This window comes from Klebsiella ornithinolytica (genome assembly GCF_030505655.1).
Classification (GTDB): domain Bacteria; phylum Pseudomonadota; class Gammaproteobacteria; order Enterobacterales; family Enterobacteriaceae; genus Klebsiella; species Klebsiella ornithinolytica.
In genome coordinates this window covers 4,791,747-4,816,349 of record NZ_CP130153.1, presented here as the reverse complement: position 1 = coordinate 4,816,349, position 24,603 = coordinate 4,791,747, and the positions used below count along the sequence as shown (strand labels likewise).

24 protein-coding genes are annotated in these 24,603 nt (G+C 60.3%); 10 read left to right on the top strand and 14 right to left on the bottom strand.

From position 1 onward, the window contains the following. Positions 1-208: 208 nt before the first annotated feature. The 9 genes from hpaA to Q1L34_RS22835 form a co-directional block, all read right to left on the bottom strand. On the bottom strand, positions 209-1,099 hold the full coding sequence (gene hpaA, locus Q1L34_RS22875; RefSeq protein WP_004857563.1) for a 4-hydroxyphenylacetate catabolism regulatory protein HpaA: 891 nt from the start codon (positions 1,097-1,099) through the stop codon (positions 209-211). 9 nt (positions 1,100-1,108) lie between these two features. Continuing rightward, a complete protein-coding gene (hpaX, locus tag Q1L34_RS22870) occupies positions 1,109-2,467 on the bottom strand; it encodes a 4-hydroxyphenylacetate permease (protein WP_004857564.1) in 1,359 nt (452 codons plus the stop codon). Between the two features lie 21 nt (positions 2,468-2,488). Continuing rightward, positions 2,489-3,286 carry a 4-hydroxy-2-oxoheptanedioate aldolase gene (gene hpaI, locus Q1L34_RS22865; RefSeq protein WP_004857565.1) on the bottom strand — a complete coding sequence of 266 codons (798 nt, stop codon included), beginning with the start codon at positions 3,284-3,286 and terminating at the stop codon, positions 2,489-2,491. A gap of 10 nt (positions 3,287-3,296) precedes the next feature. Beyond that, positions 3,297-4,100 (bottom strand): 2-oxo-hept-4-ene-1,7-dioate hydratase, encoded by an 804-nt coding sequence (gene hpaH, locus Q1L34_RS22860; protein WP_004857566.1) that lies wholly within the window; start codon positions 4,098-4,100, stop codon positions 3,297-3,299. 113 nt (positions 4,101-4,213) lie between these two features. Beyond that, the gene (locus Q1L34_RS22855; protein ID WP_004857567.1) at positions 4,214-4,594 is read right to left on the bottom strand and encodes a 5-carboxymethyl-2-hydroxymuconate Delta-isomerase; all 381 of its coding nucleotides are present in this window, start codon (positions 4,592-4,594) and stop codon (positions 4,214-4,216) included. A 9-nt stretch (positions 4,595-4,603) separates the two neighbouring features. Next, a complete protein-coding gene (gene hpaD / locus Q1L34_RS22850; protein ID WP_004857568.1) occupies positions 4,604-5,461 on the bottom strand; it encodes a 3,4-dihydroxyphenylacetate 2,3-dioxygenase in 858 nt (285 codons plus the stop codon). Positions 5,462-5,532: 71 nt separating this feature from the next. After that, a complete protein-coding gene (hpaE, locus tag Q1L34_RS22845; protein WP_015585210.1) occupies positions 5,533-6,999 on the bottom strand; it encodes a 5-carboxymethyl-2-hydroxymuconate semialdehyde dehydrogenase in 1,467 nt (488 codons plus the stop codon). After that, a complete protein-coding gene (locus Q1L34_RS22840) occupies positions 6,996-7,760 on the bottom strand; it encodes a fumarylacetoacetate hydrolase family protein (RefSeq protein ID WP_004857570.1) in 765 nt (254 codons plus the stop codon). The genes hpaE and Q1L34_RS22840 overlap by 4 nt, the downstream gene beginning before the upstream one ends. Further along, positions 7,757-8,389 carry a fumarylacetoacetate hydrolase family protein gene (locus Q1L34_RS22835; RefSeq protein ID WP_015585208.1) on the bottom strand — a complete coding sequence of 211 codons (633 nt, stop codon included), beginning with the start codon at positions 8,387-8,389 and terminating at the stop codon, positions 7,757-7,759. The genes Q1L34_RS22840 and Q1L34_RS22835 overlap by 4 nt, the downstream gene beginning before the upstream one ends. 289 nt (positions 8,390-8,678) lie before the next feature. Here Q1L34_RS22835 and hpaR point away from each other — a divergent pair, with 289 nt between their 5' ends. After that, complete coding sequence (hpaR, locus tag Q1L34_RS22830) at positions 8,679-9,134, top strand: homoprotocatechuate degradation operon regulator HpaR (RefSeq protein WP_204111677.1); 456 nt, start codon at positions 8,679-8,681, stop codon at positions 9,132-9,134. 1 nt (position 9,135) lies between these two features. Here hpaR and Q1L34_RS22825 read toward each other — a convergent pair whose 3' ends face one another. Genes Q1L34_RS22825 through Q1L34_RS22810 form a run of 4 tightly spaced genes read right to left on the bottom strand, consistent with a single transcriptional unit; the run spans position 9,136 to position 12,695 of the window. Further along, positions 9,136-10,401 (bottom strand): FAD-dependent oxidoreductase, encoded by a 1,266-nt coding sequence (locus tag Q1L34_RS22825; RefSeq protein ID WP_004857573.1) that lies wholly within the window; start codon positions 10,399-10,401, stop codon positions 9,136-9,138. Next, positions 10,382-10,645, bottom strand: coding sequence for a 2Fe-2S iron-sulfur cluster-binding protein (locus Q1L34_RS22820; RefSeq protein ID WP_054829458.1), 264 nt, complete (start codon positions 10,643-10,645; stop codon positions 10,382-10,384). Before Q1L34_RS22820 ends, Q1L34_RS22825 begins: the two co-directional genes overlap by 20 nt. Beyond that, positions 10,642-11,751: an NAD(P)/FAD-dependent oxidoreductase gene (locus Q1L34_RS22815; protein WP_015585205.1), complete on the bottom strand. Its 1,110-nt coding sequence runs from the start codon at positions 11,749-11,751 to the stop codon at positions 10,642-10,644. Before Q1L34_RS22815 ends, Q1L34_RS22820 begins: the two co-directional genes overlap by 4 nt. Further along, the gene (locus tag Q1L34_RS22810) at positions 11,748-12,695 is read right to left on the bottom strand and encodes a 4-hydroxyproline epimerase (RefSeq protein WP_327204296.1); all 948 of its coding nucleotides are present in this window, start codon (positions 12,693-12,695) and stop codon (positions 11,748-11,750) included. Before Q1L34_RS22810 ends, Q1L34_RS22815 begins: the two co-directional genes overlap by 4 nt. 310 nt (positions 12,696-13,005) lie before the next feature. Here Q1L34_RS22810 and Q1L34_RS22805 point away from each other — a divergent pair, with 310 nt between their 5' ends. From Q1L34_RS22805 to Q1L34_RS22780, 6 genes are all read left to right on the top strand, one after another. Continuing rightward, positions 13,006-13,833 carry an AraC family transcriptional regulator gene (locus Q1L34_RS22805; RefSeq protein ID WP_327204295.1) on the top strand — a complete coding sequence of 276 codons (828 nt, stop codon included), beginning with the start codon at positions 13,006-13,008 and terminating at the stop codon, positions 13,831-13,833. Positions 13,834-13,984: 151 nt separating this feature from the next. Next, the gene (locus tag Q1L34_RS22800) at positions 13,985-14,905 is read left to right on the top strand and encodes a dihydrodipicolinate synthase family protein (RefSeq protein ID WP_327204294.1); all 921 of its coding nucleotides are present in this window, start codon (positions 13,985-13,987) and stop codon (positions 14,903-14,905) included. Positions 14,906-14,919: 14 nt separating this feature from the next. Then, positions 14,920-16,524, top strand: coding sequence for an aldehyde dehydrogenase (NADP(+)) (locus tag Q1L34_RS22795; RefSeq protein ID WP_143722786.1), 1,605 nt, complete (start codon positions 14,920-14,922; stop codon positions 16,522-16,524). A gap of 15 nt (positions 16,525-16,539) precedes the next feature. Beyond that, positions 16,540-18,141, top strand: coding sequence for an APC family permease (locus Q1L34_RS22790; RefSeq protein ID WP_004857583.1), 1,602 nt, complete (start codon positions 16,540-16,542; stop codon positions 18,139-18,141). An 11-nt stretch (positions 18,142-18,152) separates the two neighbouring features. Continuing rightward, the gene (locus Q1L34_RS22785; protein ID WP_004857585.1) at positions 18,153-19,163 is read left to right on the top strand and encodes an Ldh family oxidoreductase; all 1,011 of its coding nucleotides are present in this window, start codon (positions 18,153-18,155) and stop codon (positions 19,161-19,163) included. Between the two features lie 271 nt (positions 19,164-19,434). Further along, entirely contained in the window at positions 19,435-19,602 is a 168-nt protein-coding gene (locus tag Q1L34_RS22780) for a hypothetical protein (protein ID WP_157721027.1), read from the top strand. Positions 19,603-19,668: 66 nt separating this feature from the next. Here Q1L34_RS22780 and Q1L34_RS22775 read toward each other — a convergent pair whose 3' ends face one another. Further along, entirely contained in the window at positions 19,669-20,889 is a 1,221-nt protein-coding gene (locus tag Q1L34_RS22775) for an amino acid deaminase (RefSeq protein ID WP_088883460.1), read from the bottom strand. 202 nt (positions 20,890-21,091) lie between these two features. Between Q1L34_RS22775 and Q1L34_RS22770 the strand changes: the two genes are divergently transcribed. From Q1L34_RS22770 to Q1L34_RS22760, 3 genes are all read left to right on the top strand, one after another. Beyond that, positions 21,092-22,531, top strand: a complete 1,440-nt coding sequence (locus Q1L34_RS22770) for an N-acyl-D-amino-acid deacylase family protein (protein WP_044351321.1) — start codon at positions 21,092-21,094, stop codon at positions 22,529-22,531. 10 nt (positions 22,532-22,541) lie between these two features. After that, positions 22,542-22,934: a RidA family protein gene (locus Q1L34_RS22765; protein ID WP_004857591.1), complete on the top strand. Its 393-nt coding sequence runs from the start codon at positions 22,542-22,544 to the stop codon at positions 22,932-22,934. A gap of 174 nt (positions 22,935-23,108) precedes the next feature. Continuing rightward, positions 23,109-24,596: a sodium:solute symporter family protein gene (locus Q1L34_RS22760; RefSeq protein WP_065905786.1), complete on the top strand. Its 1,488-nt coding sequence runs from the start codon at positions 23,109-23,111 to the stop codon at positions 24,594-24,596. The last annotated feature ends 7 nt before the right edge of the window (positions 24,597-24,603 follow it).

The window sequence follows — 24,603 nt, the reverse complement described above, 5'->3', positions numbered from 1 at the left end:
TCGTGAAGGGACGTTTGCGACAACGGCAGGTACTTTTCAGGGGGAGTGTGGTTCTGTGATCGAGGTGGTGTTTTCGCTGCAGAGGCCAGCCTTTTTCCCGGCGTAGCTACGCTGGCCGGGTGATGTCCCTGGCGGTATTTCGGCCGCTGGCGCTGCGCTTATCCGACCTGCGGGCCGTCGCCTCGCTAAGCGTAGCGCCAGCGGGGAATTAAGACACCGGTACTTTTTGCGCACGGTAGCTGCTGGGCGAACAGCCGACCTGGCGATTAAAAAAACGAGCGAAATAGGCGGGGTCTTTAAACCCCAATTGCCAGGCTATCTCGTTGACCGCGCTATCGGAAAACAGCAGCAGCCGTTTGGCCTCACGTAGCTGGCGGTCGAAGATCAACCGCTTCGGCGGTCGGTTGGCAAAGCGGCGGCAGATGTCGGTCAGCCGTGATTCGGTAACGTGCAGCTCGTTGGCATAGTCCGGTACCGCCCAGTGCTGGTGGTAGTGACTGTCGATCATCTGGTTAAAGCGCTGAAACAGCTTCAGCTCGCCGCGCATACCGCTGGCGGCATGATCGTCGAGCCTGGCGTTACGCAGCAGCAGAGTGAACACCGCCTGCGCCAGCAGCGCCAGGGTATGTTCGCGCCCCGGCAGCTGCGCGGTCGATTCGCGTTTAATCAGCTGCCAGTAGTGCGCCAGCGCCGTCAGTTCATCGGGTTTATCCGCCAGCGACAGACACATACCCGGCAGCCCGAACGCTTCCCGCGTTCCGGGATAGAGGACTTCCAGCAGCGGCCAGATCAGATCTTCGTGCACGGTCAACACGTGCCCGTCGCTGTCGGACTCGGTGATAAAAGCGTGCGGCACCGACGGCGGCGTCAGGACAAACAGCGGCGCCTGCACCGAATAGCGGTGATCGTCGAGCTGCAGTTCAATCTGCCCGGTATCGAGAAAGTGCATCTGAAAGTACTGGTCGTGTCGATGCGCCTGCATGTCGCGGCCAAAAAAGGCCGCCATGCGGGCAAACGACTGATAGTGCACATCCTCGGTCCCCAGACTCTCATCGTAATCTTTGTTGATATCGATATTAGCGATTGAGGGCTGACACATGGGCACTCCTTAATGACTTTTCTGGGCGGCGAGTCCTGCCTCAGCGGCGGCGTCTTCCCGCGCACTCATCGGAATTCGGGTCAGCACCAGCGCGCCGACGACCAGCAGTCCGGCGACAAACCACAGTCCGGAGCTAAAGCTGCCGGTAGCATCACGCAAAATACCGATCAGCAGCGGGCTGACGGCGGATCCGATATTGCCGATAGCGTTGATGACCGCCAGCGCCACCGCCCGCGATTGCAGGCTGATCACCCGATCCGGGGTGGTCCAGAAAATCGCCATGGCGGTAAAAGAGCCCACGGAGGCCATAATGATGCCGATCAGCTGGATCAGCGCGTGGTGGGTGGCGGAGGCCAGCAGCCATCCGGCAGCGGCGAACAGATAGGGCAGGATGGTATGCATCTTGCGCTCTTTTCGCCGATCGGATCGCCGGCTCCACCAGATCATCCCGAAAATCGTACAGAACTGCGGAATCGCCGCCAGCATCCCGATCACAATGTTGCTACTGCCGGTGTTGAAGCTTTGCAGGATCTGCGGAGTCCAGATATTGATAGCGCTCAGGGTATTGGTCAGACAGAAGTAGGCGAGCGTGTACATCAGCACCGCCGGCGTCAGCACTTCCCGCAGGGTAGAGCGTCCGGAGGCTGGAATCACGGTGGCGCTTTCGCGCTCGCGTGCAATCATCGTTTTCAGCGCCTGCTTCTCCTCCTTATCCAGCCAGCTGGCCTGATCCGGGGTATCGTTGAGGAAGAACCAGGTCACCACGCCGAGCACCACCGACGGCAGCCCTTCCAGCAGGAAAAGCCACTGCCAGCCCTTCAGGTTCCACAGGCCATCAAGCGCCAGAATATAGCCGGAGAGGATAGAGCCAAGCATCATGGTCACCGGCATCGCTATCATAAACAGGGCGTTGGCGCGGGCGCGGTGATAGGCCGGGAACCACCAGGTCAGGTAGACCAGGATCCCTGGCAGGAAGCCGGCTTCAGCGATACCAACCAGCATGCGCAGGATATACAGCGTATGCGGGTTGGTGGCAAACATCGTACAGGTTGACGCGATCCCCCACACCACCATGATCCCGGCGATCCAGCGGCGGGCTCCGACCTTCGCCAGCATGATATTGCTGGGGATCCCGCACATCACGTAGGTGACGTAAAACAGCGTCGCCGCCAGGCCAAACATGGTGGAGGTCAGACCGAGATCTTTGCCCATCGTCAGCCCGGCGAAGCCGATATTAATGCGGTCCAGAAATGAGAAAACAAAAAGCACGAACAGGAAGGTGATAAGGCGGCGGAACAGCTTTTTGATCACCCGATTTTCTACTTCAACGACTTTATTTTCATTGTGTTGCAGGGTAGAGGTTGTCATGATGCACTCCACATTATCCGTTCAGTAGACGGATTTATTGTTATCAGTTGTGGTGGTGATTGCGTCGGTAAACCGTGCTGCCAGCGCTTCTGCGCCGCGGGCCAGCAGGGTGGTATCGACACCGACGGCGACGAACAGCGCCCCCAGCTCGAGGTAGCGTTTCGCCAGCTGTTCATTGGCCATCAGAATGCCCGGGGCTTTACCCGCCTCGCGAATCAGGACGATGGCGCTTTCAATGGCCGCCTGCACCTCAGGATGCTGCGGATTACCGCCGAAGCCCATATCCGCGCTCAGATCCGCCGGGCCGATAAACACGCCGTCGACGCCTTCTACCGCGAGAATCTGCGGTAGATTTTTCAACGCCTCGCGAGTTTCAATCTGCACCAGCACGCACATGGCATCGTTGGCCTGATGGATATAGTCCGGAACGCGGTTCCAGCGAGAAGCGCGCGCCAGGGCGCTGCCGACGCCGCGAATACCGGCCGGCGGATAGCGGGTGGCTTTCACCGCCAGCTGCGCTTCTTCGGCGTTTTGTACCATCGGCACCAGCAGCGTCTGTGCGCCGATATCCAGCAATTGCTTAATCTGCACCGGGTCATTCCACGACGGGCGAACCACCGGCTGGCTGGAGTAGGGGGCGATCGCCTGCAGTTGGGTCAACACCGTTTGTACATTATTCGGCGCGTGTTCGCCGTCAATCAGCAGCCAGTCAAACCCGGCGCCGGCCAGCAGTTCGGCGCTGTAGCTGCTGCACAGCCCCAGCCACAGGCCGATTTGTGGCCGTCCGGCCTGCAGCGCCTCTTTAAACGTGTTATTCATCATCTTCCCCTTACACAAAGCGGCAGCTGATTGCGCCCATGTTGCCGTAATCGACGTGGAAGGTATCACCCTTACGCGCCGGTACCGGGCGGGTAAACGAGCCGCCGAGGATGATCTGCCCGGCTTCCAGCTGGACATCGTATGGCGCCAGCTTATTCGCCAGCCAGGCGACGCCGTTTGCCGGATGGTTGAGCACCCCGGCGGCAACGCCGGTCTCTTCGATCACCCCGTTGCGGTACAGCAGGGCGGAGATCCAACGCAGATCCAGCTCGTCGGGCTTAATCGGCCGCCCGCCGAGGATCACCCCGGCGTTGGCGGCGTTATCGGAGATGGTGTCGAAGACTTTGCGCGGGCGCTGGGTTTGCGGATCGATGTTGTGGCAGCGGGCGTCGATCAGCTCCAGCGCCGGGATCACATAGTCGGTGGCGTTATAGACGTCGAACAGGGTGCAGTTCGGGCCACGCAGTGGTTTCGCCAGCACGAAAGCCAGCTCGACTTCAATCCGCGGCACGATAAAACGGTCGGTCGGAATGTCGCTACCGTCGTGAAAAAACATATCATCGAGCAGCGCGCCGTAGTCCGGCTCGCTAATTTGCGAACTGGCCTGCATCGCTTTTGAGGTCAGGCCGATCTTATGGCCCTTCAGCACCCGCCCTTCGGCGATCTTCATCTCAACCCACTCGCGCTGGACGGCGTAGGCGTCCTCAATGGTGATCGACGGATAATCCAGCGAGATCGCGCGGATCTGCTCACGTTGTTTTTCGGCCTGATTCAGTCGCTGGGCGATCAGGGTGCGGGTTTGTTTATCGAGCATAGTGGCTTCCTGTTACCTCGTTCGGTGTCGCGGTGTCGCGGCGCCGGGTGGCGCTACGCTTACCCGGCCTACGGTTGGTGCATTGTTCTGGCCGTTGTCGACCCGGTGGCGCGCTATTTAAACAAGGCGTGGACATTATTCTGTTTGTAGTTCAGCGTCGGGTGCAGTTCTTCAATCTCAAATGACAGCGCCAGATAGCGGCTCTCCATCAGAGCGGCGAAGTGGCTTTTTATCAGCCCAAACAGCATTTCGCCGACCTCTTCACGGCTCTCCAGGCTACGCCCGCTGCCGATTTTCAGCGTCATATGCACGAAGGCGTAATCCTGCTTGCCGTCGGCCATCTGCCAGGTGTCCAGCCAGATGGCGCGGCTGCGGATGCCACCCAGCGGGAAGATGCCGGTGGCGGCCAGCGCCTGATTGACCTGGGCGAACAGGCCGGGTAAATCAGCCTGTTCGCGGATGTTGTCGGTACACTCAGCGATAAAATGCGGCATGGTGGCTCCTTACGCCTGGGCCGGAAGCGGGAACACAGCGTTGACCTGGCCGGTGCCGGAACTGGCGAACAGGTCGGTAATAAACTCCACCTTGCCGTCATATTTATCCCAGCCGAGCACGCCGAGCAGCATCACCGTGTCGTGCATATTGCCTTCGCCGTAGCAGTAGTCGGCATATTCCGGCAGCATGGTGCAGAACTCTTTGAACTTGCCTTCACGCCACAGCTTGACCACGCGTTCATCCATCTGATGATCAAACTCGCGGGTGTAGCTGTTCATCCCCTCTTCGGCGCGCTGGTCGTCGATAAAGCGGTGCGACAGTGAGCCGCTGGCGAAGACCGCCACGGTACCGTCATACTTTTCAATGGCTTTAACGATGGCTTCGCCCAGCTTGCGGCTGTCGGCAAAATCGTGAACGGTGCAGAACGCGGAAATCGACACCACTTTGAAATGCTTATCGCTGTTCATGTAGCGCATCGGCACCAGCGTGCCGTACTCCAGCTTCAGGCTGGGGATGTTGTGCGCTTTCGCCCGCACGCCCAGTTTGACCGCTTCGTCGGCAATCATCTGACCCAGCTCCGGGTTGCCGTCGTAGTCGTAGGTCATATCGCGGATAAAGTGCGGCAGTTCGTTGCTGGTATAGACGCCTTTGAAATGGTCGGCGCAGTTAATGTGGTAGGCGCTGTTGACCAGCCAGTGGGTATCGAAAACGATAATGGTATCGACGCCCATTTCTCGGCAGCGCTTGCCAATTTCTTTATGGCCGTCGATGGCAGCCTGACGACAACCATGATTTTTCCCCGGCAGTTCAGAGAGATACATTGACGGCACGTGAGTGATTTTGGCGGCTAACGCTAATTTGCCCATGCGGTGTTCTCCTTACATAACCTGAATAGTATGAGCCGCAGCCCGCCAGGGTGCGGCTCGACGGATGACGGTTATACGCCCCATTTCGGGATCGGATGGTCACCCATGGAAATACAGACGTTTTTCATTTCGGCGAACACTTCAAAGCTGTACTCGCCGCCTTCGCGGCCGGTGCCGGAGGCTTTCACGCCGCCAAACGGCTGGCGCAGGTCGCGGACGTTCTGGGTATTGACGAACACCATGCCGGCTTCAATACCGCGCGCCAGACGCAGCACTTTGCTGATGTCCTGGGTCCAGATGTAGGACGCCAGGCCATACTCGATGTCGTTCGCCAGGCGCAGCCCTTCCGCTTCGTCTTTAAACGGCAGCAGGCAGGCCACCGGGCCAAAAATCTCTTCTTGCGCAACGCGCATGCGGTTATCGACGTCCGCCAGCACCGTCGGACGCAGGAAGTTGCCGCCTTGCAGATGCGCAGGCAGATCGGACGGCTTGTCCGGGCCGCCGGCCAGCAGGGTGGCGCCTTCCTCGATGCCGAGGCGAATATAGCCGGAGACTTTTTCCCAGTGCTGCTTGCTGATCAGCGCCCCGACCTGGGTATTCGGATCGGTCGGATCGCCGACGCGCAGGCGGTTAGCGCGTTCGGCAAAGCGTTTAACGAATTCCGGGTAGATGCTCTGCTGAATGAAGATGCGCGACCCGGCGGTACAGCGTTCGCCGTTGATTGAGAAGATGGTGAACAGGGCGGCATCCAGCGCGCGCTCGATATCGGCATCTTCAAAAATCAGCACCGGTGATTTACCGCCCAGCTCCATGGAGTACTTCTTCAGACCGGCATTTTTCATGATGTTGCGCCCGGTGGCGGTACCACCGGTAAACGACACTGCGCGGACGTCGTGATGACGCACCAGGGCATCGCCGGCGCTGGCGCCGTAGCCCTGCACCACGTTGAGTACGCCGGCCGGAATACCGGCTTCCAGCGCCAGTTCGCCCAGACGATCGGCGGTCAACGGCGACAGCTCAGACATCTTCAGCACCGCGGTATTGCCCAGCGCCAGGCACGGCGCGACCTTCCAGGTGGCGGTCATAAACGGCACGTTCCACGGCGACACCAGCGCGCATACGCCGACCGGCTGCACGAGGGTGTAGTTGAGCATCTTGTCGTCAACCGGATAGGTCTTGCCGTTCATCTGCTGGCACACTTCGGCGAAAAACTCGAAATTGTGCGAAGCGCGCGGGATCAGCACATTTTTGGTCTGATGAATCGGCAGGCCGGTATCGGCGGTTTCCATCGCCGCGATCTCCGGGACGTTCTGGTCAATCAGATCGCCCAGGCGGCGCATCAGGCGCGCGCGCTCTTTCATCGGCAGGTTGGCCCATTTCGGGAACGCTTCTTTCGCGGCGGCAACGGCCTGATTCACTTCGGCTTCACCGCCGGAGGCGACTTCCGCCAGCACTTCGCCGGTGGCCGGGTTGGTGGTATGGAAATATTCTGCGCCCGCGACGTTTTTGCCGTTGATCCAATGGTTAATTTTTTTCATGACAGCTTCTCCTCATACGCTTGCTGGCTGATGATGCGGTTGACCAGGCGGCCGACGCCTTCGACTTCGACGATCGCTTCGTCACCCGGCACCACGTCGGACAGCCCTTTCGGCGTGCCGGTGGCGATCATGTCGCCCGGTTGCAGGGTCATGAATTCACTCAGGTAAGCGATCAGGAACGGGATGCTGAAGATCAGATCGGCCGTCGTGCCCTGCTGGCGCAGCTCGCCGTTGACCCAGGTGCGCAGAGTCAGGTTATGCGGATCCGGGATCGCCTCTTTGCTCACGATCCACGGCCCGATAGGGGTCAGGGTGTCGCGGCTTTTTACCCGCAGATTCGGCCGGTAGTAATTTTCCAGATAGTCGCGAATGGCGTAGTCATTACAGACGGTGTAGCCGGCGACATAGTCCATGGCATCGGCTTCGGCGACGCGGCGCGCGGTTTTGCCTATCACCACCACCAGTTCGGCTTCGTAATGCATGTACTCCACGTTGTCCGGGCGTACCGACTCTTGTTCATGACCGATAAAGGTGTTCGGCGCTTTGATAAAGACCAGCGGCTCTTCCGGCGGCTTAAACTCCAGCTCGCTGGCGTGGTCGGCATAGTTCAGACCCAGCGCGAACAGCGTTCCGTCGGCGGGAGGCAGCCAGCGAAAGTCGCCTGCTTGAAGCAGGGTGCCATCGGCGAGGCGAACCTGGTCGCGTTCATCGACCTGTACGTCGTAGCGAGCGCCTTGCCATTCAATACGTGCCTGTTTCATGCCAGCTCTCCTTCTGCAACAACCGGGTTTTCCAGCGCCGGGAAACCTTCGGCGAGGATCCGCACGCGATCGCCGGGCTGCAGCGTGACGCGGGCGTGAGGGGTGCCGATCAGAATGGCATCGCCGGGATTCAGGGTGGCAAACTCGCTCAGCGCGCTTAACAGTTCGGCGGCATTGCGCTGTAGATCGCCGGTATTCCAGCTGTCGGCCTCGCGGCCGTTGATTTCAGTGATGATGGTCAGATTGTCCACGCTATCCACCGGGGCGAGGGAACCGATCGGGCAGAAGCCATCGCGGCATTTGGCCTTAATCGCCGGGCGGTAAAAGCTCTCTTCCGGCAGGCTGACGTCATTGGCCAGCGCATAGCCGGCGATAAAAGAGGCGGCGGCGTCGGCGGAAACCTTACGCGCGGTTTTGCCGACAATCAGCGCGACGGTTGCGCCGCTCTGCACGGTTTCACCCTGCGGATAGGGAATTGCCTCGCCGGCACCGATGACGGTATTGCGGGGTTTGATAAACCAGACCGCGGTTTTCGGCGGCGTTTTGTAAGGGGCCTGTTGGAACGCATCGCGCCAGGCGTCAAGCTGGCTGCGATGGTTGAGCGCAACGGCGAAGATGGTACCTTTCATTCACCACTCCTCTGGTACTGATGTCGGATGCTAAGGGATATTCATTAATATGTTAATGATCATCTTTTATTCCTTGTGGCGGAGTTTGGCAAACAGAAGTGAATGTTTTGTGATCTGATTAACAATAAATTTACAGTATAAAATTTTATATGTTATTAATCAGTTTGTTATGGTTTTTTGTTGTCTCGGCTGGTACTTTTCAGGTGCAGAAACCGGTTGCGTCATGGCAGGATAGGCGCTAATTATTAACTTATTAATAAACATAAGAGTGCGATGTTGAGGGTATGTGATGCATGATTCGTTAACCATTGCGTTGTTGCAGGCGCGGGAAGCGGCGATGGGCCATTTCCGACCGATCGTTAAACGCCATAATCTCACCGAGCAGCAGTGGCGTATTGTGCGCATCCTTGCGGAAAATCCGTCGATGGACTTTCACGATCTGGCGTTCCGCGCCTGTATCCTGCGCCCCAGCCTGACCGGTATTCTGACCCGTATGGAGCGCGACGGTCTGGTGCTGCGTCTCAAGCCGGTCAACGATCAGCGCAAGTTGTATATTTCGCTGACGCCGGCGGGCTACACGCTGTATGAAAGCGCGCAGGCGCAGGTGGAAGAGGCCTATCGCCTGATTGAAGCGCAGTTCACCAGTGAAAAGATGCAGCAGCTGACCGCGCTGCTGGAAGAGTTTATTGCGCTCGGCAACCGTCAGGGCACCGGGCGCAGTGATGAAAGTGATGAGGAAGAGTAGATCAGCGCATTGTTCGGGGGTCGGCCAGCGCGATAAGGGTTTCGGTTCTGGCGGGAGAGAGCGGTTCGCGCGGCTGCGGTAGCGGCCAGCCGTACAGCCAGCGGGCGGTGGTCGCGCAGGTTTTCCCCTGACAGGCGCCCATTCCGCAGCGGCGGGTCAGTTTTGCCTGGTGCCAGCTATCGGCATCGGCTACTTCGCCGCAGCGCACATCTTCACAGCGGCACAGCAGGCTATCCGGCGTGGCGGCGTTTTTCAGGCTCTCTGCCAGGGTGAATGTGCGGTTGACCGCCTGAGCAAATGTCTGCCAGCGCTCGCGACGGGCAAAGTGGGCCTGGGCGCAAGCCTCGGCGTCAGCTGCCGCAAAGCCGGCAATTTCACCCTCTGCCAGCGCCAGTTCGCTGCCACCGAAGCCGGTGCATTCGCCCGCGGCGTAGATGTTGGCGACGCTGGTCTGCTGCCAGCGATTCACCGCTATTGCCTCGTCAGCTATCGTGCAGCCGAAGTGCAGCGCGGTTTCAATATTGGGTACCAGGCCGTAACCGATAGCCAGCCGCTGGCAGGCGATTGTCCGCTCTACGCCGCGAGCATCGCGCAGCGTAATGGCTTCAAGCTGCGTCTCGCCATGGGCGCGAATCACCTGACTACCGCTGAGATAGCGTCGCGGGGCGAGGGTGGCCAACTGGCGAAGTTTTTCCGGCCAACGCCACAGGCTGCTGCCAAAACGCAGTAAGGCGCTGAGCGGGGCCTGCTCAACAATCTGTCGTACTTCACCTCCGCTTTTTTTCACCGTTGCGGCCACCGCCAGCAGCAGCGGACCGCTGCCGGCAATCACCACCTTTTGCCCCCGCAGCGTCAGACCGTGTTTAATTTGCGCCTGTAACCCCCCGGCGCCGGTGACGCCGGGCAGCGTCCAGCCGGGGAAAGGCAGCGAGAGTTCGCGTGCGCCGCAGCAGAGGATCAGTTTTTGCCATTCGACAACCCCGCTGTCGTCGGCGGTTTCGAACAGGACGCGATGTGCCGAAGGGCGGGCGATAAGCCGGGCGCCGTTCAGCGAGGTGATGTTTTTCTCCGCGGCAACGGCTTCCCGGTAGCGGCGTGCCAGAGCAGGGAGCTGCACCTGCGGACCCTCGCGCCAGATCTGCCCGCCGGGGCGCGGATTATCGTCGAGGATCACGACCTGCTTACCGCAGGATGCGGCCGCCAGCGCGGCGGCGAGACCCGCCGGGCCGGAGCCGAGAATCAGAATGTCACAACGCAGGGTTTGCATGGCAGCTCCTTTCAATCGTCATTCCGGGCTGGCACAGCGTCTGGCAGGCCAGTACCCGCCGTCCGTTGACGGCCACCCGACACTCCTGGCAAATGCCCATGCCGCAAAAAGGGGCGCGGGGCTGGCCGCCGACGGCTATGCGTGTGGTGGGATTCGCCGTCAATGACAGCGCTGCCGCGACGCTGATTCCCACCGGCACATCGCGTTTTTCACCTTCAATCATCACCGGGATAGTCTGGCTCATGCGATAGCCTCTTTTTTCAGCAGGCGGGCCGGGAGCCACGCGTCGGGGGCTAACGGACTGCGTTCGCCCAATAGCTGGGCGACGAGTAGCGCCGCGCTGGCGGGGGCGGTGGTGACGCCGAGCCCTTCATGACCCAGCGCCAGCCACAGACCGGGACGTGACGGGTGGGGACCAATCAGGGGATTTCCGTCCTCTGATGCGGCGCGAAAGCCGCTCCAGCAGCGGATAATATTCAGCCCGGCGAGGGGGGGCAGGAAGTGCCGGGCACGGTCGAGCATCTGTGCCAGCAGCGGCAAATCCAGCTGGCGTTCTGAGTGATCAAACTGCCGCGAAGAGCCGATCAGCAGCTGTCCGGTGGGGCGCGGCTGCACGTTAAACGCCACCGAGGTACCGCCGCCGTGGGCGCTGGCGCCGTAGCCCAGTTCGACAAGCTGATGATGGAGTAACGGGCCGTAGCGGTCGGTGATCGCCAGCTGACCTTTCTTGGGCCGCAGCCAGTTTTCCCCCAGCAGCCCATTGGCGCCGAGGCCGCAGGCGACCACGATAGCCGGCGCCCGCAGCCGTTTTCCGCTGGTCAGCGTCACCGCCGGCTCGGCGATTTCCGTGGCGCCTTCGCTGAGACAGGTCAGGTTGTCTCCCGCGTCGGCGATAAACCAGCGCGCGACTTCAGGGGCATAGACGATACCGTCGCCGGGCACCCACAGCCCACCCTGCAGGCCGGCACGCAGCAGCGGTTCTCGCTGCGTCAACTGTGTGGGGGTCTGCATCTCGCTGGAGACCTGATATGCGGCCATTCGCCGCTGCTTCTCCCGGGCAATCTCCAGCTCCTGGGGAGTTTCCGCCAGCCACAGAGTGCCGCAGCCGCGCCAGGCGCAGCGCTCGGGCATCCGCGGCGTGAGGGTGCGCCAGCATGCCAGTGACCAGGCGGAGAGCGCGAGTTCGGCGGGATCGTCATCCATACACACCAGATGGCCCATGCCGGCTGCGGTGGCGCCCGGCTGGCGATCGTCGAGCAAAATCACTTTTTGCCCGCGTTTCGCCAGCTGCCATGCGCAGGCGGCGCCGACGATCCCGGCACCGATCACGATGACATCGCCGTGGTTCACGACACGATCCCCCAGCAGAAGGGATCGTCCGGGTTGAGGATCAGCCGGGTATCGCCGCAAACCCAGGCTTCGCCGCGGATCGTCGGAATGATACCGGCGTCGCTGCGCGTATAGCTGGCGGTAAACTGACTGCCGATAATACTGGCCTGGCGCCAGAGTTCGCCGGGCTGCAGCTTGCCATCTTCGGCCAGACAGGCCAGTTTGGCGCTGGTTCCGGTGCCGCACGGCGAGCGATCCCAGGCTTTCCCCGGGCACAGTACGAAACTGCGGCTGTCGGCATCGGCGGCGTCGGCAAAGAGTTCGATATGGTCGATTTCGCCGCCGTCATCGCCGCGGATCCCGGCGGCTTCCAGCCCTGCACGTACGGCCCACGCATACTCGGTAAGCTGCGGAATTTGGGCGGGTTCGAGGGTGAAGGGATGATCGTTGATGAGGAAAAACCAGTTGCCTCCCCAGGCAATATCACCGGTGACGGTTCCCACCGATGTGCTGACGCTGAGCTGTTTTTTACCGCGCCGGGCCGGAACATTCTCCACCGAGACGCTGCCATCTTCATGTAGCGTTGCGCTGACGTTGCCCACCGGCGTTTCAATCAGATGGGTGCCAGGCTTGATGCGACCAAGCCATGCCAGCGAAGCGATAAGCCCGATGGTGCCATGCCCACACATGTTCAGAAAGCCGGCATTGTTGAAGAAAATCACCCCGGCGGTTGCCTGCGGTGAGACCGGCTTGCACAGCAGCGCCCCCACCAGCACATCGTTGCCGCGCGGCTCCAGGATAACCGCCTGGCGCCAGAGATCGAATTCGCGGGCGAAACGTTCGCGGCGCTCCGCCATGCTGCCGTTACCGAGATCCGGAAAACCGTCCACAATCAGGCGGGTCGGTTCGCCGCCGGTATGAGAATCAATGGCTCTGAGTTCAATGGGGTGACGTGGCGCAGTCATGGCTATCTCCGGAGGTTAACGATTTGTTTCATCATGCTGGCGCAACAGACCGCCTCCGGCTTGAACGCTTTCGCCAGAGAAAATGACGAAATCGGCACAATAAACGGCGGCGCCTGTTTATGAATGACATAGTTATTTCTTATTAATCATTCGCTTATTGCTGTGGTAAACCGAAAGTCGCGATCGCGCCAGCGGCGTACTCAGGGGAAAATATAAACCGGAGTCAGGATCGCAAAACGCGGTATTGCCGCTTGATGTGTTACCAAAAGGTGAATAAATATCCTCCCGTCACCCGCCATGAGGAAGCCTTATGTTCTGTGTTACTGCTGCTGCTTCGGAGCACGCTCCGGTTGAGGATACGGATCTGGCCGTGGATGAGCTGAGCCAGATTTGCGAAGGGCTGGCGCGCCAGCGCCCGGAAAACATGCCATCGTTGCTCAATGCGCTGGCGCTCATCGCGCCGCTGCTGAACGCGATTCCCCATGTGGTTTTTTTTATCAAAGATGCCCAGGCGCGCTACCTGCTGGCGAACCTGACGCTGGCTCGTCGCTGCGGCTTTAAAAGCGTCTCCTTGCTGTTAGGCAAAACCTCGGCCGACGTCTTTCCATCGGCGCTGGGGCAGGGCTATACCGAACAGGATCTGCGGGTGTTGAGAGAGGGGGTGACCCTGCGCGACCAGCTCGAAATGCACCTCTATAACGGGCGTGAACGCGGCTGGTGTCTGACGCAAAAGCTGGCGCTGCGCGATGTTCACGGCCAGGTGATCGGCATGGCAGGGATCTCGCACGATCTTCAGGAGGCGCATGCCCGACATCCTGCCTGGCAGCGGCTGGCGATCGTCGATGATCATATTCGTCGCCACTACCATCGCCCGATCACCATGGAAGAGCTGACCGGGTTAAGCGGCATGTCCGTGGCGCAGATCGAACGCTATTGCAAACGGATCTTTCACCTCACGCCGCGGCAAATGATCCACAAGGTCCGCCTCGAAAAAGCCACCGAGCTGCTGGCGGGAGAGACGCCGATTACCGATATTGCGCTGCAGTGCGGCTATACCGATCACAGCGCCTTCAGCCGTCAATTTAAAGCGATGACCGGCTCCACGCCGCGCGATTTTCGCCTGACGCTGGCGGGATAATCGTCGGCTCACACTTTTTGCGACTGTGCTAATTTCGTCATCGTATTGGAAGAAAACCGACAAGCCGCCGGGTCCATGAAACGTCAATCTGTCAGTGAAAATTCACCATTCATTCACTTTGACTTAACAAAATGACGACAAGGAACCGAGCATGAGCAAAAAAGCGATTCACTGGAGCGGCGTATTTCCGGCAGTCAGCACGCAGTTTCGTCAAGATTACTCCCTCGATTTAGATGCCACCCATGCGGTGATGAAAAACCTGGTCAGAGACGGCGTCTCCGGGCTGGTGGTGTGCGGCAGCGTCGGGGAAAACACCTCGCTGACAACCGAGGAAAAACTGCAGATTATTGAAGTGGCGAAGGATGCGGAGGGCGGCAAAATTCCGGTGATCGCCGGGGTCGCCGAGTTCACTACCGCGTTTGCGCAGAAGATGGCGAAAGAGGCCGAGCGCGTTGGCGTCGACGGGATTATGGTGATGCCGGCGCTGGTCTACTCCTCGAAGCCGCACGAAACCGCCGCCCACTTCCGCAGCGTGGCCACCGCCACCGACCTGCCGATTATGGTTTATAACAACCCGCCGATTTACAAGAACGACGTCACGCCAGATATCCTCGCCACCCTCACCGATTGCGACAATATCGTCTGCTTCAAAGACTCATCCGGGGACACCCGTCGTTTCGTCGATCTGCGTAACACCGTCGGCGACCGCTTCGTGCTGTTCGCCGGGCTGGATGATGTGGTGGTGGAGAGCATCGCCGTGGGCGCGGAAGGGTGGATTTCCGGCATGTCGAACGCTTTCCCGCGCGAAGGCGAAACCCTGTTCCGTCTTGCCGCACAGAAACGCTATGACGAAGCCATGGCGCTGTATCGCTGGTTTATGCCGCTGCTGCACCTCGATGCGCGTCCGGATCTGGTGCAGTGCATCAAGCTGTGCGAAGAGCTGCTGGGACGCGGCAGCGCCGTCACCCGTCCGCCGCGTCTGGCGCTGGAAGGGGAGACCCGTCAGCAGGTGGTGAACATCGTGGAACAGGCGCTGGCGACGCGTCCTGTGCTGCCGGACGTGGGCCTGTGAGGCGGGGAGCGACGATGAGCGAAACAGAAATGACGGCGGGTCGGCAGTTTATCGCCGGGCGCCGCGTCGCCAGCGGCGAAGCCACGCTCCTCAGCCTGAAGGCTGCGGACGGCGAGGCCACCGGCCACCGTTTTTATCCGGCCTCCCGGGAGGAGGCCGCACTGGCGGCGCAGGCGGCGGCGCAGGCTTTTGCCGCCTATTCCGGAACCTCGCCAGAGACGCGCGCGCGCTTTCTGGAGACCATTGCCGATGAACTGGACGGGCTGGGCGAGAGCTTTTTTGCCATTGCCCATGCTGAGACCGCGCTGCCGCTGGCGCGTTTACAGGGCGAGCGGGCACGCACCAGCGGTCAGCTGCGGATGTTTGCCGGTCTGTTACGCCGCGGCGATGTTCTGGGGGCGCGCATTGATACGGCGCTGCCGGCGCGTCAACCCTTACCGCGAGCGGATCTGCGCCAGTATCAGGTGGCGCTTGGCCCGGTTGCGGTATTCGGCGCCAGCAACTTTCCGTTGGCCTTTTCTACCGCCGGCGGCGATACCGCCTCGGCGCTGGCGGCCGGTTGCCCGGTGGTGGTTAAGGCTCATCCCGGACATATGGCAACCGCAGAGCAGACGGCGCAGGCCATTGTGCGGGCGGTGGAGAAATGCGCCTTGCCCGGCGGGGTGTTCAACATGATTTTTGGTACCGATATCGGGGTCGAACTGGTGCGCCATCCGGCGATTCAGGCGGTGGGATTCACCGGCTCGCTGACGGGGGGGAAAGCACTACTCCAGCTGGCGCAGCAGCGCCCGCAACCAATCCCGCTGTTTGCGGAAATGTCGGCGATTAATCCGCTGATTATTCTGCCCCAGGCGCTCGCCGCGCGCGCGGCGTCGCTGGCCAAAGATCTGGTGGCGTCGTTTACCCTCGGCGGCGGGCAATTTTGTACTCGCCCAGGGTTGATTCTGGCGCTCAAGGGCGAAGGGCTGACGCGCTTTACTGCCGCGTTATGTGAACAGGTTCAGGCCGCGCCCGCTCAGGTTCTGCTCAATGCGCCGACCCTGCAACACTATCGCGCCGGTGTCGAGACGCTCGACGCCTGTCCGGGTGTGCAGCGGCTGGCCAGCGGTGAAGCGGCCTGCGGCCAGCGGGCGCAGGCGTTGTTGTACCTGGCGACGGCGGAGGCGTTCATGGCGCCGGATAGCGTGCTGCAAACCGAGGTGTTTGGCCCGCTGTCGGTACTGGTGGAAGTGGCGGACGAGACGCAGATGATGGCGCTGGTCAGTACGCTGCAGGGACAGCTGACGGCGACGCTGCATGCCGATACGGACGATCGTCCCCTGGCGGCGCGTCTGCTGCCGCTGCTCAGCGATAAAGCCGGACGGGTGCTGTTCAACGGCTATCCTACCGGCGTGGAAGTGTGCGATGCGATGGTGCACGGCGGCCCCTGGCCGGCCACCACCGACGCGCGCGGCACATCGGTTGGGACCCGGGCGATCGAACGTTTTCTGCGGCCGGTTTGTCTGCAGAACGCCCCTGCCGCGTTGCTGCCGCCGGCCTTGCAGGATGCTAACCCTTTAAACCTGCTGCGCCTGGTGAACGGCCAGTGGACCCGGGAAGCGATTTCCCCCTCATGTTGACGGAAGGGCATCACGATGACTATTCACACTACGCATAACAGTCAAACCCGCGTTGCTGAGTCGGGTAAGTTTAAAAAGCAGCTGACCTTAACCGATCTGACGTTTATTGGCCTGGGGGCGATTTTTGGTTCCGGCTGGCTCTTTGCCGCCAGCCACGTCGCGTCGATTGCCGGGCCCGCCGGGATCGCCTCCTGGGTGATCGGCGGCTTTGCGGTTTTGCTGCTGGGCATCGTTTACTGCGAACTGGGGGCGGCGCTGCCGCGCGCAGGGGGGATTATCCGTTATCCGGTCTTTTCGCACGGTGAGCTGATGGGGTATCTGCTCGGCTTTATTACGCTGATTGCCTTCTCAAGCCTGATTTCTATCGAAATTGTCGCCGCCCGTCAGTATGCCGCCGCCTGGTTCCCGGCGCTGACCCAGCCGGGATCCAGCTCGCCGACTCTGCTGGGCTGGGTGGTGCAGTTCCTGCTGCTGTGCTTTTTCTTTGCGCTTAACTACTACAGCGTCAAAACCTTTGCCCGCTCGAATAACTTTATCAGCGTGCTGAAGTTTCTGGTGCCGCTGCTGGTAGTGATTACCCTGTTCACCTTCTTTAAGCCGGAAAACCTGCATACTCAGGGGATTGCGCCGTTTGGGATGTCCGGGGTGGAAGCGGCGATCAGCGCCGGCGGGATTATCTTTGCCTATCTGGGGCTGACGCCGATTATTTCCGTTGCCAGCGAGGTTCAGCATCCGCAGCGCACGATCCCGGTGGCGCTGATTCTGTCGGTGGTGCTATCGACCATTATCTATGTGCTGCTGCAGCTGGCGTTTCTCGGCAGCATTCCGACGGAAATGTTAAGCGGCGGCTGGGCGGAAGTGAGTAAACAGTTCTCGCTGCCGTATCGCGATATCGCTATCACTCTCGGTATGGGCTGGCTGGCCTTTATGGTGATTAGCGACGCGATCATCTCCCCGAGCGGCACCGGCAATATTTACATGAACGCCACGCCGCGCGTTATCTACGGCTGGGCGAAAGCCGGAACCTTTTTTAAAGCCTTTACCCACATTGATAAAGAGTCCGGCATTCCGCGTCCGGCCCTGTGGTTGACCTTCGGTCTGTCCATCTTCTGGACGCTGCCGTTCCCCTCCTGGGAGCAGCTGATCAGCGTGGTCTCGGCCGCGCTGGTGTTGAGCTATGCGATCGCGCCGGTGACCGCCGCAGGGCTGCGCCGTAACGCGCCGGATCTGCCGCGTCCCTTCCGCGTGCGGGCGTTCGCGATTATTGGGCCGGTGTCGTTTATGATCTCCGCGCTGATCGTCTACTGGTCCGGCTGGACCACGCTCTCCTGGCTGCTGGGGCTGCAAATCGTCATGTTTGTGGTCTACATCCTGTGCAAAGGCAAAGTGCCGGTACATACCGTCAGCCTGGCGCAACAGGTGAAATCCTCGCTGTGGCTGATCGTCTTCTATGCGCTGATCATGCTCTTTTCCTGGTTGGGCAGTTTTGGTGGTACTAATGAGATAGCTCACCCCTGGGATACGGTGCTGGTAGCGGTGATGTCGCTGGGAATTTATTACTGGGGCGCGCGCAGCTGTCTCCCCCAGGCTAATTTTAGCGGAGACGAAGAAGAGTAGAGGAGAAGGTCATGGAAACGGTAACCCTGTCGTTACCCGAAGCTTATGCGCTGGCGATGCGGGCGCTGAGCGCTAATGGATTCAGCGAGGATCACGCGGCGGCGGTAGCGCGCAACGTCACCGGCGGGGAGCGTGATGGCTGCGCTTCCCACGGCCTGTGGCGGCTACTGGGGATCGTGGACACCCTGCGTAAAGGTAAGGTCTCCCCGGATGCCGAACCGCAGATTGACGATCGGGCGCCGGGGATTGTGCGCGTCGATGCCGGCGGCGCGTTTTCGCTGCTGGCGTTTGAGCGGGCGCTGCCGCTGCTGGTGGAGAAGGCGCGCCGCAGCGGTATCGCCGCGCTGGCCATCAACCGCTGCGTGCATTTTTCGGCGCTGTTTGCCGATATCGAACCGTTGACGGATGCCGGCCTGGTCGGGCTGGCCTGCACGCCGGGCCATGCATGGGTGGCGCCTGCAGGCGGCAGCCTGCCGCTGTTTGGCACCAATCCTGTCGCCTTTGGCTGGCCGCGGGGGGATAAGCCGCCGTTTATTTTTGATATGGCCACCAGCGTGGCGGCGCGCGGCGAGATTCAACTGCATCAACGTGCCGGGAAAGCGTTACCGGAAGGATGGGGGATTGATCGTCAGGGCCAGCCGACTACGGACGCCGGAGCGGTGCTGGCCGGGGCGATGCTGACCTTTGGTGGCTATAAAGGATCGGCGCTGGCGGCGATGGTCGAGCTGCTTGCCGGGCCGCTGATTGGCGACATGACCAGCGCGGAATCGCTGGCGTGGGACGGTGGCGCGGGCGGGCTACCCTACGGCGGCGAGCTGATTCTGGCGCTGGATCCGCAGCGGTTCCTCGGTGCGGAGGCTGATGCACATCTGGCTCGCGCGGAGACGCTGTTTAACAGCATGCAGGCGCAAGGGGCGAGACTCCCGGGCGAACGGCGCTATCTCTGCCGCCAGGAGAGTGAATGCCAGGGCGTCACCATTAGCCGTTCGTTGTTTGATGAGATTTCCGCGTTGAGCGAGTAGTTGAACCGCCCGCGGAGTTATCGGGGCCTTGGGCGACAGGAGAGCGGCGGTTTCCCCGGCGGCGTTGTGCTTGCCGGGGCGACAGGAGAGCGGCGGTTTCCCCGGTGGCGCTACGCTTACCGGGGCTACAGGAGAGCGGCGGTTTCCCCGGCGGCGTTGTGCTTACCGGGGGACAGGAGAGCGGCGGTTTCCCCGGTGGCGTTGTGCTTACCGGGGCGACAGGAGAGCGGCGGTTTCCCCGGCGGCGTTGTGCTTGCCGGGGCGACAGAGAGTGGCGGTTTCCCCGGTGGCGCTACGCTTACCGGGGCGACAGGAGAGCGGCGGTTTCCCCGGCGGCGTTGTGCTTACCGGGGGACAGGAGAGCGGCGGTTTCCCCGGCGGCGTTGTGCTTGCCGGGGCGACAGGAGAGCGGCGGTTTCCCCGGCGGCGTTGTGCTTGACGGGGCGACAGAGAGCGGCGGTTTCTGGCAACCGAATAAGACGTCAGCCGCTAACCGTAAACGTCATCAGAACAAGGTGTCCAGCTCCTCGAGCACGTGGTACTCGTCATCCACCAGCAGCAGGGTTTTCCACTTATCGAAGGTCAGACACGGATGAGAGGTGCCAAACAGCACAATATCGCCGACCTGCACATCGCAGCCCGGCGCCAGGCGCAGCATGCAGTGCTGATCCATAATCCCGACGCTGACTATCTCGTCGGCCTGCAGAGGTAATGCTTTGCCGTGGCGATAGTGGGCGACAGGCTGTGGGAGTCCGGCATCGAAGGCGCAGTCGCGCTTGCCGAAATTGACCACCGCGCGATCCGCCTCCGGGACCGACTGCACCATCGCCATCAGCTCCAGCGCAGAGGTCAGGTCGCCGCCGAGATCGCAGGCGATCGGATCGCGGGCGATCAGCTCCTGCCGGGCAATCTCATAGATCCCCACATCATGAGTGATGTAACAGCCCGGTCGGATCACCACCCGGCAGCGATCCGGCTTCTGTGCGGCCAGCCACACGTTGCACACCACGTCATACCAGACGGTCCCCGCGCCGGTCAGAATAAACTCACCCTCAACCAACGGCGCCATCTGGCAGGCGAGCCCGGCGGCCTGACGCAGCAGCGCTTCAACCTGCGGCTGCGGATCGTCGCCGTGCAGCACCCCTTCGTACAGTTCCAGCCCGCGAAGCGTCAGGCCCGGTAGCGTGGCGACCTCCTGGGCCAGCGCCAGCGCCGCGTCCACGCTCCGGCAGCCGCAGCGCCCGCCGGGAACGCCCAGCTCAATGAGAACGTCCAGCGTTTGCTGGCGCGCGCTGAAGAACGCCGACAGAGTGCGGGCATTCGCCAGGCTATCCACGCAGCAGATAAAATCCACCGCCCGGTAATGGGCCTTCAGTTGTGAAACCACCTGCATGTTGGCCTGACCGACCAGCTGATTGACCATTAAGACGCGCTCAATTCCGCTGGCCATCGCTGCGCTGGCCTGCCAGGCGCTTCCCACCCCGATACCCCATGCTCCCGCCCGCTGCTGGGCCTGAAAAATCCATGGCGTCATCGTCGTTTTCCCGTGCGGCGCCAGCGAGACGCCGCGGGTATCGGCATAGCGCTGCATCCAGGCAATGTTATTTTCCAGCGCTGTTTTTTTCACCAGCGCCGCGGGCAGGCAGACCTCTTCAGCCAGCAGGTTGGCCGGGCAGGCCATGACGGCGGATTTATGCGGGACAAGCGTATCGGAGTGGTATTTCATAACACTATCCTTTAAAGGTTCAGGTACGGGTTTCAGATGGGTATCATATATAACTTGTTGATATTAATTGTTTTAATACTTAAATATTATCCGTTGTGAATAAAAGTATCACAAAATGATCTGGGTTTTGCGTAGTTTTCCACTGTTTTTCCACCTTGTAAATGGTTAACTTGTCGGCATAGTCGAAAGGGAGTAATTGCAAATGAAGGTTGACTGGCTTTTCAAGAACGTCACGGTGATTGATGGAAGCGGCGGACCGCAGTATCGCGGCGACGTGGCGGTGAAGGGCGATCGTATTGTCGACATCGCGCCGGCGTTGAATGTGGCGGCTGACCGCGAGATTGACGGCGAGGGGCGCGTGCTGGCGCCGGGGTTTATTGATGTGCATACCCATGACGATATCAACGTCATTCGTATTCCGGAGTATCTGCCAAAACTGAGCCAGGGCGTGACGACGGTTATTGTCGGGAATTGCGGGATCAGCGCGGCGATGGCGACAATGCGCGGCGACGTTCCTGATCCGATGAACCTGCTGGGTGAACAGGCGCAGTTTATCTATCCCACCGTTGAAGCATACGCGCACGCTGTGGAAGCGGCCCGGCCGTCGCTCAACGTCGGGACGCTGATTGGTCATACCGCGCTGCGTAATAACCATATGGACGATCTGTTCCGTCCGGCAACGGAGAGCGAGATTGCCGGGATGCGCGTCCAGCTGCGCGATGCGTTACGCCAGGGAGCGCTTGGCCTGAGCACCGGGTTGGCCTATGCCAGCGCTTTCCAGTCCACCACCGAAGAGGTGATGGCGCTGGCGGAAGAGCTGGCGGCGGAGAAGGGCATTTATACGACCCATCTGCGTTCTGAATTTGAACCTATTCTGGATGCTCTCGACGAAGCGTTCCGCATCGGGCGTCACGGCAACGTCCCGGTGGTGGTTTCACATCATAAATGCGCCGGGGCAAAGAACTGGGGACGCACGCGGGAGACGCTGGCCTTCTTCGATGAGATGCGCCAGCGCCAGGAGATTGCCTGCGACTGCTACCCGTATTCCGCCAGCTCCTCAACGCTGGATATGAAACAGGTCACCGATGAGTTCGATATTGTGATCACCTGGTCGGAATCCCGGCCGGAACAGGCGGGAAAAACGCTTAAGCAGATTGCCGATGCGTGGCAGATGAGCCTGCATGAGGCGGCGGCGCAGCTGATGCCTGCCGGGGCTATCTACTACAACATGGATGAGCAGGATGTCCGGCGGGTGATGCGTTATCCCGTCACGATGATCGGCTCCGATGGGTTGCCCAACGACCCGATGCCGCATCCGCGTTTATGGGGCGCTTTTCCCCGGGTGCTTGGCCATTACAGCCGTGATGAGCAGCTGTTTCCGCTGACCACGGCGATTCACAAAATGACCGGCCTGTCGGCAGCGCGCTTCCGGCTGGCGCAGCGCGGGCTGGTGAAAGTCGGTTATTTTGCCGATCTGGTGCTGTTCGATCCGCTGACGGTGCGTGATGTGGCCAGCTTCTCCGATCCGAAACAGCCTGCGGAAGGGATCGAGGCGGTGATGGTGAACGGCATCATGAGCTACGGCAGCGATAAAAAAATTACCGGGCGGGCAGGGCGTTTCCTGCGTCGCCAGATGGACTAAGGAGCGGAATATGAGTATCAAACGTTATGGCGTTGAAGGCGGGACCGGAACCGGCGGGCAGCATCTGCCCTTCGCGCGGGCGGTTGAAGCCGGGGGCTGGCTGTATGTCTCCGGCCAGACGCCGATGAAAAACGGAGAAGTGGTAGAAGGCGGCATTGTTGAGCAGTCGCGGCTGGCGATTCAGAACTGCGTCGATATCATGACCGAAGCAGGCTACAGCCTGGCGGATGTGGTGCATGTGAAAGTGATTCTGACCGACTCACGCTATTTCCAGTCATTCAATAAAGTGTTCCGCGAGTTCTTTGCTGAGAATCCCCCCGCACGCATTTGTTGCGTTGCCGATCTGGTGGTGGATTGTAAAGTCGAAGTGGATGTGACCTGCTATAACGTCGCTCGCGTGTAAATAAGAATTCCCCACCGCCGGGTGGGGAGTGACCCATAAAAATGTGACAATCGTGCCAAATTGACTCCATCAATCGGCGCGAGCAGGGTTGCTTTGCCTTTTTTCTGGCATCGTTACGATTAACTCATAATATTCAGCGGTACGAATATTATTTATTACGCCTGGATGTGAGCAATGAATAATATGTCATTCCTGATTTGGTTTTCTGTTTATGCCTGCGCCATGATTACCTTAGGTTGGTATGTTTCTCGCAAGCAAAAAAACGGTGATGATTTTTTACTGGGCGGCCGCTCTCTGCCGATGTTTCTGACGCTGGGTTCGACGGTGGGCACCATGGTCGGCACCGGTTCGAGCGTGGGTGCAGTGGGCTTTGGCTACAGCAACGGCTGGGCGGGGATGCTGTATGGCCTCGGCGGCGCGGTGGGCATTTTACTGGTCGCGTGGTTATTTGCGCCGGTACGTAAATTTCGCTTTATGACTATGAGCGAAGAGATGTCCTATTATACCGGTGGCAGTAAAATTATTAAAAACCTGGTAGCGATCCTTATTTTTATTGCCTCAATTGGCTGGCTTGGCGCGCATATATTAGGTGGCGGGCTCTATCTGGCATGGGCCAGCGGTATTGATATTAATGTCGCCAAAGTCATTATCGCGCTGGCATTTGTGGTTTATGTCGGTATTGGCGGCTATTCCGCGGTCGTCTGGATCGATACGGTTCAATCGATTGTGCTGTTCGTGGGTTTTATTTTGATGGCGATTTTTGCCGTCCAGCACGTGGGCGGCTGGAGCCATATTCAGCAGGCCGTCGACCCGGCAGCACAGAGCCTGTTTGCCGTCGATAAACTCGGGGTGCTGCCCGCGCTCTCGCTGGCGATCGTCATTGGCGTGGGCGTCCTGGCGACGCCGTCCTATCGTCAGCGTATCTACTCGGCGAAAACCGTCTCCTCCGTGCGCCAGTCCTTCACCATCACCGGACTGCTATACCTCGGTTTCTCCTTCCTGCCGGCGATTATCGGCATGGCGGTGTGGACCATGAATGCGAACCTCGAAAACAGCGGTTTTGCCTTCCTGTTTGCCACTCAGGTGCTGCCGCCGGTGCTGGCGATGGCGATCCTGATTGCCGGGATGTCGGCCAATATGTCCTCCGGCAGCTCTGATGCGATTGCCGCGGTGTCTATTATGCTGCGCGACCTCTATACCCTTGTGACCGGCCATATGCCCGCGCCGGAGAAAGCGATTCGTCTGTCGCGAATGTTCCTCGTGCTGGTTATTGCCCTGGCGCTGGTGTTTGCGCTGACCTCTAACGACATCATCAGCTACATCACCAAAATGATCTCGATGATCATGTCCGGCATGTTCATCTGCACCATGCTCGGCCGTTTCTGGACGCGCTTTAACTGGCAGGGGGCGGTAGCCGCTCTGGCTGGTGGGGCTGGGGCATCGGTGGCAGTGCTGATGAACAGCGACTGGCTGGCCTTCTGGGGCAATCCGTGTATCCCGTCGGTGCTCACCAGCCTGGTCGCGTCGGTGGTGGTGACGTTGATCACGCCGGCCAGCAGCATGAGCCGGGAAGAGGCGCTGGAGATGATTACCCGCGAACGTGAAAGCCGTCCGGCGGCACCGTCGCTGCCGATTGGCAAACGCCATCCGTCGCAGAGCTAAGGGAGGC